Origin of the sequence: Rhodococcus sp. DMF-1, assembly GCF_021441945.1 — a bacterium.
Lineage (GTDB): Bacteria > Actinomycetota > Actinomycetes > Mycobacteriales > Mycobacteriaceae > Rhodococcus > Rhodococcus ruber.
The window spans coordinates 496,229-510,844 of the sequence record NZ_CP090442.1; the positions used below are offsets into that span (position 1 = coordinate 496,229).

Below are 14,616 nucleotides of genomic sequence, written 5' to 3' on the forward strand. Positions count from 1 at the left end.
TCGTCGGCATTCCTACCTCCGAATCCGGATGAGTACAAAGGAGATACGACCATGACGGCGAGTGCCACTACCTGGATCGACGAGATCACCATGGAGGAACTGGATCGCGACCCGAATCCGATCTATGAGCGCCTCCGCCGTGAAGCCCCGGTCGCGTATGTGCCCGCAGTGGGGATGCACGTCGTGGCGACCCGCGAGTTGTGCCTGCAGATCACGCAGGACCCGCAGGCGTGGTCCACCGTGATCGCCCCCTCGGGAGGCCGGACGTTCGGCAAGGGAACGGTTCTCGACTCCAACGGCGAGCAGCACCGCAGGATCCGGGAGTGGATCGATCCGCAACTGCGTCCCGCCGCCGTCGACACCTATGTCGAGGCCCTGGTCCGGCCGCAGGCGCAGCGGATCCTCGAGCGCATCGAAGACCTCGGAGCCGCCGACATCCAGGAGGCATACTTCGCGCCGGTCAGCGTCCGCGCCGTCGGCGACCTCATGGGCCTGACGGACGTCCCGTCCGAGACGCTCGTGCGCTGGTTCCAGACGCTCGCCCTGTCCTACGGCAACGCCGCGGTCGACGAGCACGGCAACTTCGCAGATCCGGCACCCTTCGAGGCCGGTGACAGGGTCAAGGAGGAGATCGTCGCGACAGTCGACCCCATGCTCGACCACTGGACCGCCCACCCCGACCACACCCTCATCTCGCACTGGCTGCACGACGGGATGCCCGAGGGACAGGTGCGCGATCGCGCCGAGATCTACCCGAACATCTACGTGTTCCTGCTCGGTGCTCTGCAGGAGCCGGGCCACGTCATGACGACCACCCTGGCGGGCCTGCTGCAGCACCCCGACCAGCTCGAACGGGTCGTCGACGATCCGACCCTCGTGCCGCGCGCGATCAACGAGGGCGCTCGGTGGGTGGCGCCGATCTGGAGCGCTGCGGTGAAGGTCGCGAACCACGATGTCACGATCGGCGGTGTCGACCTGCCTGCGGGTACACCCGTGATACTCGCCTACGGCTCGGCGAACCGGGACGAGACCGCCTGGGAGAACCCGGACGCCTACGACGTGGATCGGCCGGTCATGCCGCATCTCGCGTTCGGCTCCGGCAACCATGCCTGTGCCGGAACCTACCTCGGCACCGCGATCGTCCGCATCGCGCTCGAGGAGCTGTTCGAGACGATCCCGAACATCGAGCCCGATCTCGACCACACGCCGGACTTCTGGGGCTGGACCTTCCGCGGCCCGCAGGGATTGCGTGTGCGGTGGGAGGTGTGACAGTGGAACATTCGGTGACCGTCTCGGACGGCGAGCAGCCCTTTCGTGCCGCAGCGGACCGCTCCATCCTCGAATCCGCGCTACGGGAGAACCGGTGGCTCCCGCATGCCTGCTCGCAGGGCACGTGTGGCACCTGCAAGATCCGCGTGCTGTGCGGGGAGGTGGACCACGGGCGGGTGGACGATACGGTCCTTTCCGAGACGGAGCGTGCGAGCGGGCTCGCGCTGGCCTGCCAGGCGAGCCCGCGCACCGATCTGACCGTCGCGCCGTTGAGCGAGACTGCGCCGGTCGGCCCGAGGCATCCGTTGCGCGATCACGCCGGCACCGTGCTCGAGCTGACCGACATCGCCCGGTGCACCCGCCGGCTCGTCGTGGAGCTGGACGAGCCGATGGAATTCTCCGCCGGCCAGTACGCCGAGCTGGTTGTGCCGGGTTCCGTGGTGGCACGCCAATATTCGATGGCCAATCCGCCGTCCGAGTCGCGCCGGCTCGAGTTCCACATCAAGAAGGTCGACGGTGGGCTCGCGACGGAGGGGTGGATCTTCGGCTCGCTTCGCCCGGGAGACCGGATCGAGTTGCGCGGGCCGCTGGGGCAGTTCGCCCTGGTTCACCCCCAGGAGGAACCGGCCATCCTGATCGGCGGCGGGACGGGACTAGCCCCCTTGAAGTCGATTGTGCGCCATGCTCTCTCCAGCGATCTCGTCCCGAGCATCGACCTGTACCACGGAGGGCGCGGGCAGGCGGATCTGTACGACGTGGACTTCTTCCGGGCACTCGAGGCTGCCGATTCCCGATTCCGCTACCACCCCGTGCTCAGCGAGGAGCAGTGGGACGGCGCGACCGGCATGGTCACCGACGTCGTGCTCGACGACTTCGCCAGTTGCCGGGGGCGCAGCGCGTACCTGTGCGGACCACCCGCCATGGTCGCCGCGGCGGTCAAGGCGCTCAAACGGCGTCGCATGGCGCCCCGGTCGATATTCAAGGAGGAGTTCACCGTCGGCGCCGCGCCGCCGGTGCTGTCGCCGACGTGACCGGTTCTGCGGCCGGGTGTTCGGGTTCGTCCCGGGCACCCGGCCGTTCGCCGTCAGTGCCGGTGGCCCGGTGGGCGGTCGGTTCTTCCCTTGCGGTACTGACCGGGGCTGGAGCCGAAGGAGGCGCGGAACGTCCTGCTGAAGTGGGAGACGTCCCGGAAACCCGCGCATTCGCTGACCTCCGCGACGGACATCTCGGTCGTCAGCAGGTACTTCCGCGCGCGTTCGAGGCGGGCCTGGTACAGCCATGCCCGGGGGGTGATCCCGGCCGCGCTGAACAGTTTCTGCACGTTACGCAACGACATCCCGGCGTCGGCCGCGACGTCCGACAGCGTGAGCTCGGGATCGTGCAGTTTCTGTTCGATGACCCGCTGGACGCGGGTGAGGTCCTCGGTGCGATGCAGTTGCGAGGCGCTGGTCGCGAGCGGTCCCTCCGCGAGCGCGGTGGCCAGCATGTCGACGGCCGAGGAGGCGAACGACACGGCGGCCCCCGGCGAGATCGGCGCCGTCGTGGTCGAGAGGTCGACGAAGAATCGGCCGACCAGTTCGCCGGCCCCGGTGTCGCCGCCGATCGACCGGGCGGTGCCGTGCTCGACGATCCGGCCGGGTAGACGTGAGGTGAGCAGCTCGGCGGGGGACCGCACCACGATCTGCCGGAACGGCGCGGGGGAGTGGAAGACGAACGGTGCGGAGCAGTCCAGCAGCGCGAATCCCCCGCGCTCGAGAACGGTGGCTCGACCGGACTGCTGCACCTCGACGCGGCCCTCGGTCACGATGCACACGAGGTAGCCCGCCCAGTTGTCCGAGGCGATCATCTCGGGGGACCGCACCACGGTGTGGGCGTCGGCGCGGATCGTGCTGATGTGCAGGTCCCCGAAGGGCCGTCCACCCCACTCGGCGTCGAAGTGCTGCCGCGGATCGGGCCACGCCACGTCCATCTCGCCGTACAGCAGCTCGAGGGTGCTCGCCCACTGTGTGCGGCCTTCGCGGGTGTCGAGCTCCCGCGTGCGTAGGGACACGAGGGCGGGCGCCGCTCCGTTGCGCGCGGAGTCACCCGATTGTTCGCGCTCAGCCATGTTCCAGCAGACCTCCGCCTTCTAGTGTTCCAGATCACAGGGACTTGGCGTCCGGAACGATATTCCGACATCGCGCCGAAGGCGACATCCGAGAGCGGATCCCCAATCAGGGCAACGCAATCGGTGCCGACCGCGTCGCAGCGCGACGCCGGTCGATCCCGCCGGTCCCCGAAACGACTCTCCACCGCCCGAGACCAGGAGTGAACATCATGACGACATCAGCGATCATCGGCGACGCCGTGGGAGCACCCAACACCGTCCGTCCCATGACGGGCGAGGAGTACATCGAGTCGCTGCGCGACGGTCGCGAGGTGTACTTCCGTGGTGAGCGGGTCGACGACGTCACCACGCACCCGGCCTTCCGAAATTCGGTTCGGTCGGTGGCACGGATGTACGACGCGATGCACAAGCCGGAGGCGAAGGGCATCCTCACAGTGCCGACCGACACCGGCAACGGTGGCTTCACCCATCCGTTCTTCAAGACGGCACGCAGCGCCGACGACCTGCTCCTCGCCCGCGACGCGATCGCCACGTGGCAGCGCGAGGTGTACGGCTGGCTGGGCCGCTCGCCCGACTACAAGGCGTCGTTCCTCGGCACCCTCGGAGCCAACGCCGACTTCTACGGCGAGTACAAGCAGAACGCCCTCGACTGGTACAAGAAGTCCCAGGAGCGGGTGCTCTACCTCAACCACGCGATCGTCAACCCGCCGATCGACCGCGACAAGCCCGCCGACGAGACCGCCGACATCTGCGTGCACGTGGTCGAGGAAACCGACGCGGGTCTGATCGTGTCGGGCGCGAAGGTGGTGGCGACCGGTTCGGCGATCACGAATGCCAACTTCATCGCGCACTACGGCCTGCCGCTCCGCAAGAAGGAGTTCGGCCTGATCTTCACCGTTCCGATGGATTCACCGGGGCTGAAGTTGTTCTGTCGTACGTCCTACGAGATGAACGCCGCCGTCATGGGTACGCCGTTCGACTACCCGCTGTCGAGCCGATTCGACGAGAACGACGCGATCATGGTGTTCGACCGGGTGCTGGTGCCGTGGGAGAACGTCTTCGCCTACGACGCCGAGACGACCAACGGGTTCGTCATGAAATCCGGGTTCATGTCGCGCTTCATGTTTCACGGTTGCGCCCGTCTCGCCGTGAAGCTCGACTTCATCGCCGGCTGTGTGATGAAGGCGGTGGAGATGACCGGCTCGGCCGGATTCCGCGGGGTGCAGATGCAGGTCGGCGAGATCCTCAACTGGCGCGACATGTTCTGGGGACTGTCCGACGCGATGGCGAAGACGCCCGATCCGTGGGTGGGCGGGGCCGTGCAACCGAACCTGAACTACGGCCTGGCGTATCGGACCTTCATGGGTGTGGGCTATCCGCGGATCAAGGAGATCATCCAGCAGACTCTCGGCAGCGGTCTGATCTACCTGAATTCCCATGCGAGCGACTGGGGCAACCCCGACATCCGGCCGTACCTCGACCAGTACGTGCGCGGGTCGAACGGCATCGCGGCCATCGACCGTGTCAAGCTGCTCAAGCTGCTCTGGGATGCCGTCGGCACCGAGTTCGGCGGCCGGCACGAGTTGTACGAGCGCAACTACGGCGGTGACCACGAGGCCGTGCGCTTCCAGACGCTGTTCGCCTACCAGGCCCAGGGCCTGGACAACCAGCTCAAGGGCTTCGCCGAGCAGTGCATGTCCGAGTACGACGTCGACGGCTGGACGCGCCCCGATCTGATCGGCAACGACGATCTGAAGATCGTCCGGGGCTGAACGGAGCGAGACGATGAGGAGCACTGCTGTGGCCGATCTCGAGGTCACTCCACAACATATGCGAAAAGCGCTTGGGCGGTTCGCGAGCGGCGTCACCATCGTCACCACCGCCGAGTGCGAGGACGAGGCTTCGGTGCACGGGATGACCGCCAACGCCTTCACCTCGGTGTCGCTCGACCCGCCGCTCGTGCTCGTGTCGATCGCCAACCGCGCCAGGATGAACGAGCGGATCCGGGAGACCGGTAGGTACGGGATCTCGATCCTCGCCGGGGACCAGGAACCGTTGTCCCTGCACTTCGCCGGTGCGGCACACCAGCCGGATCTGGTCCGGTTCGTGTGGCGGAAGGAAGTGCCCCTCCTCGAGGGCGCGCTGGTGCACCTCGCGTGCACGGTGGTCGACTCCCATCCCGCGGGTGACCACACGCTGCACGTGGGCCGGGTGGAGCAGCTCTGGTACGACGACGGGCACCCCCTGGTGTTCTACACCGGCAGTTTCCGGTCGCTCGAGTTGCAGGGCAGGGACGACCCCTGGGGCTTCTGATCGAGGTAGAGCGGGGGTGGCCGCGGCGGGTGTCGCGGCCACCCTCCCGCGTATCCGACGGCATCCCTCCGTGCCCTGTCTGCGGACATCTGGTTCGCAGGAGGGACGCGACGCCAGGTGGGCGCATCCGTGCGGTCGCAGCGGGACGGGGCGGGGAGTTGTTCCCGGTGGTCGAATCGATCCGGCGGCGCCCGCTCGACCGGTCACGGCCGCTGTGGGAGCTGTGGGTGATCCCGGCGCTCGGAGAGCATTCACATGCGGTCTACCTGCGGGTCCACCATGTGATCGCCGACGGCCCGGCGGGGGTGGCGATGCTCGGCGTGCTCCTCGACGCCGCCCCGGACGTGCCGCTGACGCCCGCGCCGCCTCGGCACGAGGAGAAGATCGACGACGTGCTGCTCTCGGTCTTCGCCGGGGGGCTTGCGCGAACTGCTGTGTCGCCGGGGCGAACCGGCCGACGACGTCGTGCTGCGGGCGGTCGTCCCCGTCTCACTGCACGGGCAGCAGTCGGGGCCGGCCCGCGGAAGCCTGCTCGGTCAGATGATCGTTCGGCTTCCGGTGGGCAACACCAGCCTCGGTGCGGGCGCGTTCTCGTACGCGGGGCGGTTCACGATCACCGTCGTCGGCGACAGTGTCGTGTGTCCCGAAGTGGACGTGGTGGCTCGCGGGATGGAGGAGGCGCCGCGAGTGCTCCGCGGCGGACGCCCGAGCGAATGTGCCGTGGTGTCGGGTAGACCGACGTGACGGCACATTCGCTCAGGTGCGGCGATCAGCGCGCCCGCTGTGTGGTTGCCGCCCGTGCCGCGACCTCGTCGGCGCGGGCGGCGGCGGCGGGGTCGCCTGCGATGAACCAGTTCACTGGGTCCGCCTCCACGATCCGGCCACGCACCGACTCCCTCGGCGCCCCGAGAATCTCGACGATCAGATCGGTGAAACGCGCTGCCAGCTCCTGCCGCTGCGCGATGGGGCGTCCGGCCAGGACGATCGCGGTGAAGTAGGGGGCCGGGGTGCCGCCGTCGGCGATCACCGTGCCGGACGTCGCGACGTCGTCGGGGTCGTACCGGACGACGAACGCCCGCACCCGCTCGATCGGGGAGTCGAGGACCTCCGCATAACAGCGACTCGCGTCGGCGAGCAGACGACGTCGTTGCCCGGCGGTGTAGGCGCCGTCGACGAGGTGGAAGTGTGCAACGGGCATGGATGCTCCTTCGTGACGCTTCGGGGTACAGGATTATTGGACTCCGTGCCGGGTCCCGCCGTCGACGTTGAGGACGCTTCCGTGCAGCACGGCGGCCTCGGGAGCGAGGAGCATCTCCAGAGTCCAGCCGATCTCGTCGAGCGTCGGTAGCCGGCCGAGCGTGGTCGCGGCGCGATAGCGATCCCAGATCTCGCCGGGGTCGCGCCCGGTCTCGGCGGCCTCGGTCTCGACGAACTTCCGCAGCCGTGGAGTGTCGACGGGTCCCGGTGCGATGGTGTGGGTGGTGACGCCGCTCGGGCCGTAGAGTGCGCTGAGCTGGCGCATGAGATTGAAGACTGCGGCGTTCACCGTCCCCGGCCCGGCGTCGAGCGGGCCGGGTTCGAGTCCGAGCGAACCGGCGATCGTCACGAAACGCGAGCCCGGTACGAGGTGGTCCCGGACGGCGTGCAGCAGCCGCACCAGTCCGCCCACCTTGATGTTCGCGCCTACCGCGAGGTCCCCCGGTGCGATGGTGTCGGCCGAGCCGCGCACCGGGAGCCCGGCCGCGAACACGGCCAGGCGCACGGGCGCGTCGAGACGGGCGGCGATCGCGCCGATGGCACTGTCGTCGGCGATGTCGGCGACACACGGAACGATCAGATCGCCCTCGGTCGCGAGCTTGTCGAGGTCCTCGGCATTTCGGGCGACCGCGACGACGCGCATCCCGCGCCGGACCAGGCGCCGGGTGAACTCGGTGCCCATCGCGCCGGTTGCGCCGACGACGACGCACAGTGCGGGTGAGGCCATGTCTGTGCTCCTTGATTCGTGGGTGTGGCCGCAATCGAGACGCGAAATCGGAACTCGCCCAGACATGGTCGTGGGCGGATTCCGATTCGGCGTGCGTATCCGTTGCTCCGTTTCAGCCGCGCAGCCGGAGGGTGACTGCCCGCGGCTCGGTGAAGAAGTCGCGGGAGTACTGCCCGCCCTCGCGTCCCAGGCCGCTGGCGCCCTCGCCACCGAACGGCAGGCGCAGGTCGCGCTCGAAGAAGCAGTTGATCCACACGGTGCCGGCCTTCCAGCGGGCGGCCATCCGGTGGGCGCGGTCGAGGTTCTGGGTGAACAGCATTCCGGCGAGACCGTAGGGGGAGTCGTTGGCGATGCGCAGCGCTTCCTCCTCGGTATCGAATCCGAGGACGGTCTCGACCGGGCCGAAGATCTCCTCCCGTGCGGTGCGGGAGTCGTTTGTCAGCCCGGTGACGACGGTGGGCGGGTAGTAGAACCCGGCGGCGCGGGCGTCGTCGGTCAGGCGGGCACCACCGGTGACGACCTTGCCGCCTTCCTCCTGGGCGAGTTCGACGTAGCCGTGCACCTTGTCGAGGTGGCGCTGCTCGATGAGCGGGCCCAGGAAGTTGGCCGGGTCCTTCGGGTCGCCGACGGTGAGCTTGTCCGCCTCCTCGGTGAACCGGGCGAGGAACTCGTCCATGATGCTGTTGTGCACCAGAAGGCGGGAACCGGCCAGGCACACCTGCCCGTTGCCGCCGAAGATCGCCCGGATCGCCATCGGCACGGCGACGTCGAGGTCGGCGTCGGCGAAGACGATGTTCGCGGACTTGCCGCCCATCTCCGCGGAGACCGGGGTGTGATGGGCCGCGGCGGCCTGCAGGATCTTCACGCCCGTGGCGCTCGAGCCGGTGAAGGTGATCCGATCCACCCGCGGATCCGAGGTCAGCGGCCCGGCGACGGCCTCACCGCCGAACCCGTGCACGACGTTGAGCACCCCCTCGGGCAGCCCGGCCTCGAGGGCGAGCTCGGCGAAGCGGTGCGCGGTCAGCGGGGTCTGCGGCGCGGGCTTGAGAACAGCGGTATTTCCGAATGCCAAGGCGGGAGCGATCTTCCACGTGGCGAGCATCAGCGGCGCGTTCCACGGGCTGATCGCCGAGACGACACCGGCCGGTGGGTAGAGCACGTACGACAGCAGGTCCCCGTCCGGGTATGCCTCGTTCGCGGCCATCGCGACATAGTCGGCGAAGAAGCGCAGATTGTGTGCCACCCGCGGGATCTCGGCGTGCAGGGACTGATTGATGCTCTTGCCGCCGTCGCGGGTCTCGAGCAGGGCGAGTTCCTCTCGGTGGGCGTCGACCGTGTCGGCGACCGCGTGCAGGATCTTCGCGCGCTCCTTCGGGGACAGCAGCGGCCACGGGCCGTCGTCGAACGCACTGCGGGCGGCGGTGATCGCCGCGGCACCGTCCTCGGCCGTGCCCGCGGGTACGATCCCGAGTAGCGCACCGTCGTGCGGGTCGCGGGATTCGAAGGTGGCCCCGTCCGACGCCTGCTTCCATTCGCCGCCGATCAGGTGACGGACCTGCGTGACCGATGGCGGGTTCTGGGTCTGTGTCATGGCAGTCTCCCTGTGTCAGACTCCGGCGCGGGCCGGGAGCTCGTAGGTGCGGCCGGCCAGTTCGGAGGCGACGTCGACGATCATGTCCTCCTGGCCGCCGATGACGCCGCGGCGCCCGAGTTCGAGCAGGATCTCGCGGGTGGAGATGCCGAACTTCTTCGCGGCCCGCTTGGTGGGGTGGAAGAAGGTCGAGTACACCCCGGCGTAGCCGAGGATCAGCGCGGTCTCGTCGATGATCTGCGGGTCGGTCATCAGCGGCGCGACGACGTGCTCGGCGGTGTCGATCAGCGGGAACAGGTCGACGGCGGTATCCCAGCCGGCCCGCTCGAACGCGGCGGCGAGCACCTCGGTCTGGGCGTTGCCGGCGCTGGCGCCGAGCCCGCGCAGAGACCCGTCGATGAACGTCGCGCCGTTCTCGGCGGCGGTGAGCGCGTTGGCGATGCCCACTCCGAGATTGTTGTGGGCGTGGAAACCGATGTCGGCGGAGATCGCCTGTCGCAGGGCCGCGACGCGCTCACCGGCGTGCCGGGGCACCATCGCGCCGGCGGAGTCGACCACGTAGACGACATCGGCGCCGTAGGAGTCGAGCTTGGCGGCCTGCTCGGCGAGCGGCTCCGGGTCGAGTTTGTGGCTCATCATCAGGAACGTCATCACGTTCAGGCCCTGCTCCTTGGCCCACTCGACGGGCTGCTGGGCGCAGTCGGCCTCGGTGCAGTGCACCGCGACGCGCACGGTCTTGATGCCGGCGTCGATCGCGGACTTCAGTTCGGCGAGGGTGGCGATGCCCGGGACGTACAGCACTGCGATGTCCGCATTGTCGACGGCATTGACGGCGGCGCGTACGTACTCGGGGTCGGTGGCGGCGGCGAAGCCGTACTGGATCGAGGAGGCGCCGAGGCCGATGCCGTGGGCCACCTCGATGGTGGGGATGCCGGCCCGGTCGAGGCCGCGGGCGATGTCGGCGACATTCTCGGGGGTGAATCGGTGCGAGACCGACGACATGCCGTCGCGCAGGGTGGTGTCGACGAGGGTGACCTTGCGGCGCCCGGTGTGGGGGGTGGTGTCGGTGGTGCTCACTGGGCTGCTCCCTGGACGAGGTTGCGCTGCGCCAGGACGTCGGCGACCTGTACGGCGGCGGCGGTGATGATGTCGAGGTTTCCGGCGTAGGTGGGCAGGAAGTCGCCGGCGCCGACGACCTCGAGCATGACGGTGACGAGGTCGCCGTCGACGTCGACGAGCCGCAGGGTGTAACCGGGGACGTACTGCTGCACCCTGGCGACCATGTCGATCACGGCGCGTTCGATCGCGTCCGGGTCGGGGTTGCGGACCTTGGCGTAGACGGTGTCGCGCATGTTCATCGGCGGTTCGGCCGGGTTGATCACCGAGATGGCCTTGGCGCGGTCCGCGCCGGCGACCTGCGCGAGTGCCCGGCCGGTCTTCTCGCTGAATTCGCTGAGGTTCTGACGGGTGCCGGGGCCCGCGCTCTTCGACGCGATGGCCGCCACGATCTCGCCGTACGAGGCGTCGGCGACCTCGTTGATCGCGTACAGGATCGGGATGGTGGCCTGCCCGGCGCAGCTGACCATGTTCACGTTCGGCGCGTCCAGGTGCTCGGTGAGGTTGACGGCCGGCACGACGTACGGGCCCACCGACGCGGGCGTCAGGTCGATCGCCTTGATTCCCGCCTCCGCGTAGCGGGGCGCCGTTGCGGCGTGCACCTTTGCCGAGGTGGCCTCGAACACGACGTCAGGGAGTTCGGGGCGGCTCAGCAGCCAGTCCACGCCCTCGGCGGACGCTTCCAGGCCCGCCTGCCGGGCCCGTTCGAGTCCCTCGCTGGACGGGTCGATGCCCACCATGTACACCGGCTCGACATGCTCGGACCGCAGCAGCTTGTACATCAGATCCGTGCCGATGTTCCCGGAACCGACGATCGCGGCTTTCAAACGACTCATCTGTGGGGCCTTCCCTCAACTCGGGGGTGATGCGGACCACGCTAGGGCGGAAGGTCCCCTTGTCGGCCCCTCGTCCGGAGGTCTCGAACGCGGGACCGATGCCCCGAGTGGCGATTCGGCTATTCCGAACGACGTGCACAGCGGACTCGAGGTGCGCGCACGCTCGTGACGAAGAGCACAGCCGGTATCCTCGCCGGCCAGCGCAGATCAGGAGAGATCATGACGGACACGACCGCCCGTTTCGACATCGCGCACCTCGCCCGCGCGGAGCTGTTCACCCCGAGGCCTCAGGAAACCCTCGACTTCTTCACGAAGTTCCTCGGCATGTACGTCACGCACCGGGAAGGACAGTCCGTCTACCTGCGCGGGTACGAGGATCCCTACCAGTGGAGCCTGAAGGTCACCGAGGCTCAGGAGCCCGGCATGGGCCATGCTGCGCTGCGCGCCAGCTCGTCGGAAGCTCTCGAACGCCGCGTCGCGTCCCTGAAGCAGGGCAACGTGGAGGGCAAATGGAGCGAGGATCAGTTCGGCTACGGAAAGACCTTCGAATTCCAGTCCCCGGACGGCCACAACCTGCAGTTGCTGTGGGAGGTCGAGAAGTACGTCGCCCCGCAGGAGCTGCAGAGCAAGATCCTGTCGCGTCCGTCGAAGAAGCCGCTCCAGGGTATTCCGGTCAAGCGGATCGATCACCTGAACCTCATGTCCTCCGACGTGACCGCGGTGAAGGACTCGTTCGAGCGGCACCTCGGATTCCGCACGACCGAACGCGTGGTGGACGGCGGCGTGGAGATCGGCGCCTGGATGAGTTCGAACCTGCTCGGTCACGAGGTCGCCTGCATGCGTGACATGACCGGCGGACACGGCAAGCTCCACCACCTCGCGTTCTACTACGGCACCGGCCAGCACCTCGCAGACGCGGTCGAGATGTTCCGGGACTACGACATTCAGATCGAGGCAGGTCCCGACAAGCACGGCATCACGCAGGGGCAGTTCCTCTACGTGTTCGAGCCCGGCGGCAACCGCGTCGAGCTGTTCGGCGAGGCCGGTTACCTGCATCTCGATCCGGACGCCGAGACGAAGACGTGGCAGATGGCCGACATCGACACCGGCCTCGCGGTCGGTGGGGCCAAGCTGCCGTGGGAAACCTACTTCACCTACGGCACCCCGAACCCGCTCGCACTCGATCAGCACATCGAGAAGTTCTCGCACTTCGGCCCGGGCGCTCCTGTCGAGGACCCCGAGGTGCTCGCCGCGGAGCAGACGATCCCGGACGACATCGATCACTCCCGCGCGGTGTCCGGCTCCCCGGTCTGAGTCCTGGCGGGTGCGCACCTCCTGCACCGTCTTCCGGCGTGCCACGACGAGAGGTGCGCACCCGCGTGTCAGCCGGCGTCCGGGAACGTCACCTCGAGCGCCGCGAGCTGCTCGGGATCCGACACCACCTCGATCTCGACGATCGCGTCGTCCTCGATCGTGAAGGCGAACACCGTGCGCGGACGGCCGCCCGGCGCCCATGCGGCGCCGGGCATTCCGTCGACGAGCACTGCCCGGGCGGCCTGGGCGCGGCCGTCGAAAACCTCTGCGACGCTGTGGGGGCCGTGAAGCTCGCGCGCGAGCGCCGGTGCGCCGTGAGCCGCGCCGGCACGGGCCGTCGCCACGGCGATGTCGTCCGCGCGGAGGATCACACCCGGATCGAGCAGGGCCAGCAGGTCGTCGAACCGCCCCTCCCGCGACGCGGCGAGGAACGCATCGACGAGGCGACGGCGGCGCATCAGGTCGGCCCGTGGAGCGGTCGCGCCCTGGATGCGCCGCCGCGCTCGGCTCGCGAGCTGGCGGGTGGCGGCGGGGGAGCGTTCCACGATCGGGGCGATCTCGTCGAAGGGGACGGCGAACAGGTCGTGCAGCACGAACGCAAGGCGTTCGGCCGGGGCGAGGGTGTCGAGCACGACGAGCAATGCCACCCCGACCGAATCGGCCAGCAGTGCAGCGCTTTCCGGAACGTCGCGCGGGTCCGTCGACCGAGGTTCGGGACGATCGGGCATCGAGGGGGACCTCCCGGCGCGAGCCCCGCGAGCGCAGCATGTCCAGGCACACCCGGCTCACCACCGTCGTCAGCCAGCCTCCCAGGTTGGCGACCTCGTCGGTGCCGGAGCGGTGCAGACGCAGCCAGGCCTCCTGCACGGCGTCGTCGGCCTCGCTCGCCGAGCCGAGCATGCGGAAGGCCACTGCCCGCAGACGGTCCCGATGTGCCTCGAACTGTTCGGCGGGGAAGGCGCCGCCGGGGTGGGCCGAGAAGTTTCCGTCGCTCATGTCGTCACATTCTGTCGTCGGGATCCGTCATGGCTGTGACGAACGCACGACCCCGGATGTGACAAGGAGACGATCATGAAGGCTCGAATGACGAATCCCGCGCTTGTTCTGCCCGACGCGGTGACGGCGTTGCAGGCACTGGGGAACGCCGCCGACGGTGGCGGACTGCCGGCGCGCACCACCCACCTCGTGCATCTGCGGGCAAGCCAGATCAACGGATGCAGCGTCTGTGTGGACATGCACCCGCGGCTGGCCAAGAAGGACGGGGAGACCGACAAACGGCTGTTCGCGGTGGCGGCGTGGCGCGAGGCGCCGTACTTCACCGATGGCGAGCGGGCGGCCCTGGCGCTGACGGAGGCGGTGACCCGGCTCGCGGACCGGCCCGACCCGGTGCCCGACGACGTCTGGGACGAGGCCGCCCGCCACTACGACGAGCCGCAACTGGCGGCGCTGATCCTGCAGATCTCGCTGATCAACGTGTGGAACCGGCTCGACGCGACGGTCGAGCAGGTGGCCGGCGCGCAGTGGTGACGACCGGCGTTGCCCTCCGGCAGATATTCTGGAATGATTCCAGATAACATCCCGGAGTGTCGTGCTGCGGCGCCCGGAACGAAAGGAAGTGCGCTCATGTATGCCGTCGATTCCCGTGCCGTCGCGCTGCCGTCGATGGTCCTCGGCGGGTTGCGGCCGCTGTACCGGCAGATGGCCCGCGCCAACGTGCGCGCCGTGGGCTTCGTGCACACCACGGGCGCGAACCGGTTCGAGGTCCGGCTGATCGCGTCCGTGGGTGGGCCGACGCTCGAAATCCGCTCGCAGGAAAGGACAGTCGTGTTCACTGTCCCGCTCACGGCCCAGTTCCGGGCGCAGCCCGAACTCGACACCGACAGCTACCGGCGGCTGTGCGCGATGCTGACCCCGGCCGCCGATCCCTCGCCCGACACCATCGTCCGGTTCCTGCAGGGTCTCGTCGCTCAGGCGCCCGCCGTCCTCTCGCGCACCGACGCCCGCGCTGCCTGAGGGCGCCCCTACGATGTTCGGCTGCCGGGTCGCGTCCCGGGGTGCATGATCGGTTCGGGACCGAACCGTAGTG

Annotated in this window: 14 protein-coding genes and 2 pseudogenes; 9 read left to right on the forward strand and 7 right to left on the reverse strand. The window is 68.7% G+C overall.

All coding sequences use genetic code 11. The features are described from left to right. Nucleotides 1-51 precede the first annotated feature (51 nt). Together LZP97_RS02435 and LZP97_RS02440 are read left to right on the forward strand one after the other, a co-directional pair. Nucleotides 52-1,269, forward strand: a complete 1,218-nt coding sequence (locus tag LZP97_RS02435; protein ID WP_048771796.1) for a cytochrome P450 — start codon at nucleotides 52-54, stop codon at nucleotides 1,267-1,269. Between the two features lie 2 nt (nucleotides 1,270-1,271). Next, the gene (locus LZP97_RS02440; RefSeq protein WP_010592513.1) at nucleotides 1,272-2,300 is read left to right on the forward strand and encodes an NADH:ubiquinone reductase (Na(+)-transporting) subunit F; all 1,029 of its coding nucleotides are present in this window, start codon (nucleotides 1,272-1,274) and stop codon (nucleotides 2,298-2,300) included. Nucleotides 2,301-2,353: 53 nt separating this feature from the next. Here the strand turns inward: LZP97_RS02440 and LZP97_RS02445 are convergent, their stop codons facing one another. Beyond that, nucleotides 2,354-3,376 (reverse strand): AraC family transcriptional regulator, encoded by a 1,023-nt coding sequence (locus LZP97_RS02445; protein WP_010592512.1) that lies wholly within the window; start codon nucleotides 3,374-3,376, stop codon nucleotides 2,354-2,356. Between the two features lie 209 nt (nucleotides 3,377-3,585). Between LZP97_RS02445 and LZP97_RS02450 the strand changes: the two genes are divergently transcribed. The 4 genes and pseudogenes from LZP97_RS02450 to LZP97_RS02465 all read left to right on the forward strand — a co-directional run bounded on the left by LZP97_RS02450 (nucleotide 3,586) and on the right by LZP97_RS02465 (nucleotide 6,433). Further along, a complete protein-coding gene (locus LZP97_RS02450; protein ID WP_010592511.1) occupies nucleotides 3,586-5,148 on the forward strand; it encodes a 4-hydroxyphenylacetate 3-hydroxylase family protein in 1,563 nt (520 codons plus the stop codon). A 13-nt stretch (nucleotides 5,149-5,161) separates the two neighbouring features. Further along, nucleotides 5,162-5,689, forward strand: coding sequence for an NADH-dependent flavin reductase (gene nphA / locus LZP97_RS02455; RefSeq protein WP_192811057.1), 528 nt, complete (start codon nucleotides 5,162-5,164; stop codon nucleotides 5,687-5,689). Nucleotides 5,690-5,856: 167 nt separating this feature from the next. After that, nucleotides 5,857-6,018: pseudogene (locus tag LZP97_RS02460) on the forward strand (wax ester/triacylglycerol synthase domain-containing protein); the annotation flags it as partial. A gap of 91 nt (nucleotides 6,019-6,109) precedes the next feature. Then, the gene (locus LZP97_RS02465; RefSeq protein ID WP_040275359.1) at nucleotides 6,110-6,433 is read left to right on the forward strand and encodes a hypothetical protein; all 324 of its coding nucleotides are present in this window, start codon (nucleotides 6,110-6,112) and stop codon (nucleotides 6,431-6,433) included. Nucleotides 6,434-6,458: 25 nt separating this feature from the next. Here the strand turns inward: LZP97_RS02465 and LZP97_RS02470 are convergent, their stop codons facing one another. The 5 genes from LZP97_RS02470 to LZP97_RS02490 all read right to left on the reverse strand — a co-directional run bounded on the left by LZP97_RS02470 (nucleotide 6,459) and on the right by LZP97_RS02490 (nucleotide 11,216). Then, a complete protein-coding gene (locus LZP97_RS02470) occupies nucleotides 6,459-6,887 on the reverse strand; it encodes a tautomerase family protein (RefSeq protein ID WP_010592508.1) in 429 nt (142 codons plus the stop codon). 33 nt (nucleotides 6,888-6,920) lie between these two features. After that, nucleotides 6,921-7,673 carry an SDR family NAD(P)-dependent oxidoreductase gene (locus tag LZP97_RS02475; protein WP_010592507.1) on the reverse strand — a complete coding sequence of 251 codons (753 nt, stop codon included), beginning with the start codon at nucleotides 7,671-7,673 and terminating at the stop codon, nucleotides 6,921-6,923. 112 nt (nucleotides 7,674-7,785) lie between these two features. Further along, nucleotides 7,786-9,264, reverse strand: a complete 1,479-nt coding sequence (locus LZP97_RS02480; RefSeq protein ID WP_010592506.1) for an aldehyde dehydrogenase — start codon at nucleotides 9,262-9,264, stop codon at nucleotides 7,786-7,788. Nucleotides 9,265-9,279: 15 nt separating this feature from the next. Continuing rightward, complete coding sequence (dmpG, locus tag LZP97_RS02485; RefSeq protein ID WP_048771791.1) at nucleotides 9,280-10,341, reverse strand: 4-hydroxy-2-oxovalerate aldolase; 1,062 nt, start codon at nucleotides 10,339-10,341, stop codon at nucleotides 9,280-9,282. Then, nucleotides 10,338-11,216, reverse strand: a complete 879-nt coding sequence (locus LZP97_RS02490; protein WP_010592504.1) for an acetaldehyde dehydrogenase (acetylating) — start codon at nucleotides 11,214-11,216, stop codon at nucleotides 10,338-10,340. The genes dmpG and LZP97_RS02490 overlap by 4 nt, the downstream gene beginning before the upstream one ends. A 219-nt stretch (nucleotides 11,217-11,435) precedes the next feature. Between LZP97_RS02490 and LZP97_RS02495 the strand changes: the two genes are divergently transcribed. Further along, nucleotides 11,436-12,530 carry a VOC family protein gene (locus LZP97_RS02495; RefSeq protein WP_010592503.1) on the forward strand — a complete coding sequence of 365 codons (1,095 nt, stop codon included), beginning with the start codon at nucleotides 11,436-11,438 and terminating at the stop codon, nucleotides 12,528-12,530. Nucleotides 12,531-12,598: 68 nt separating this feature from the next. Here the strand turns inward: LZP97_RS02495 and LZP97_RS02500 are convergent. Further along, nucleotides 12,599-13,526, reverse strand: a pseudogene (locus tag LZP97_RS02500) (sigma-70 family RNA polymerase sigma factor). 75 nt (nucleotides 13,527-13,601) lie between these two features. Between LZP97_RS02500 and LZP97_RS02505 the strand changes: the two are divergent. Together LZP97_RS02505 and LZP97_RS02510 are read left to right on the forward strand one after the other, a co-directional pair. Next, complete coding sequence (locus tag LZP97_RS02505; protein ID WP_026137632.1) at nucleotides 13,602-14,057, forward strand: carboxymuconolactone decarboxylase family protein; 456 nt, start codon at nucleotides 13,602-13,604, stop codon at nucleotides 14,055-14,057. Between the two features lie 96 nt (nucleotides 14,058-14,153). Beyond that, nucleotides 14,154-14,543, forward strand: coding sequence for a hypothetical protein (locus tag LZP97_RS02510; protein ID WP_017680226.1), 390 nt, complete (start codon nucleotides 14,154-14,156; stop codon nucleotides 14,541-14,543). The last annotated feature ends 73 nt before the right edge of the window (nucleotides 14,544-14,616 follow it).

What these genes read in the sequence shown, in the direction of transcription:
- LZP97_RS02435 (WP_048771796.1), top strand. Translation starts at nt 52, where the DNA reads ATGACGGCGAGTGCCACTACCTGGATCGACGAGATCACCATGGAGGAA.
- LZP97_RS02445 (WP_010592512.1), bottom strand. Translation starts at nt 3,376, where the DNA reads ATGGCTGAGCGCGAACAATCGGGTGACTCCGCGCGCAACGGAGCGGCG.
- LZP97_RS02450 (WP_010592511.1), top strand. Translation starts at nt 3,586, where the DNA reads ATGACGACATCAGCGATCATCGGCGACGCCGTGGGAGCACCCAACACC.
- nphA (WP_192811057.1), top strand. Translation starts at nt 5,162, where the DNA reads ATGAGGAGCACTGCTGTGGCCGATCTCGAGGTCACTCCACAACATATG.
- LZP97_RS02470 (WP_010592508.1), bottom strand. Translation starts at nt 6,887, where the DNA reads ATGCCCGTTGCACACTTCCACCTCGTCGACGGCGCCTACACCGCCGGG.
- LZP97_RS02475 (WP_010592507.1), bottom strand. Translation starts at nt 7,673, where the DNA reads ATGGCCTCACCCGCACTGTGCGTCGTCGTCGGCGCAACCGGCGCGATG.
- LZP97_RS02480 (WP_010592506.1), bottom strand. Translation starts at nt 9,264, where the DNA reads ATGACACAGACCCAGAACCCGCCATCGGTCACGCAGGTCCGTCACCTG.
- LZP97_RS02490 (WP_010592504.1), bottom strand. Translation starts at nt 11,216, where the DNA reads ATGAGTCGTTTGAAAGCCGCGATCGTCGGTTCCGGGAACATCGGCACG.
- LZP97_RS02495 (WP_010592503.1), top strand. Translation starts at nt 11,436, where the DNA reads ATGACGGACACGACCGCCCGTTTCGACATCGCGCACCTCGCCCGCGCG.
- LZP97_RS02505 (WP_026137632.1), top strand. Translation starts at nt 13,602, where the DNA reads ATGAAGGCTCGAATGACGAATCCCGCGCTTGTTCTGCCCGACGCGGTG.
- LZP97_RS02510 (WP_017680226.1), top strand. Translation starts at nt 14,154, where the DNA reads ATGTATGCCGTCGATTCCCGTGCCGTCGCGCTGCCGTCGATGGTCCTC.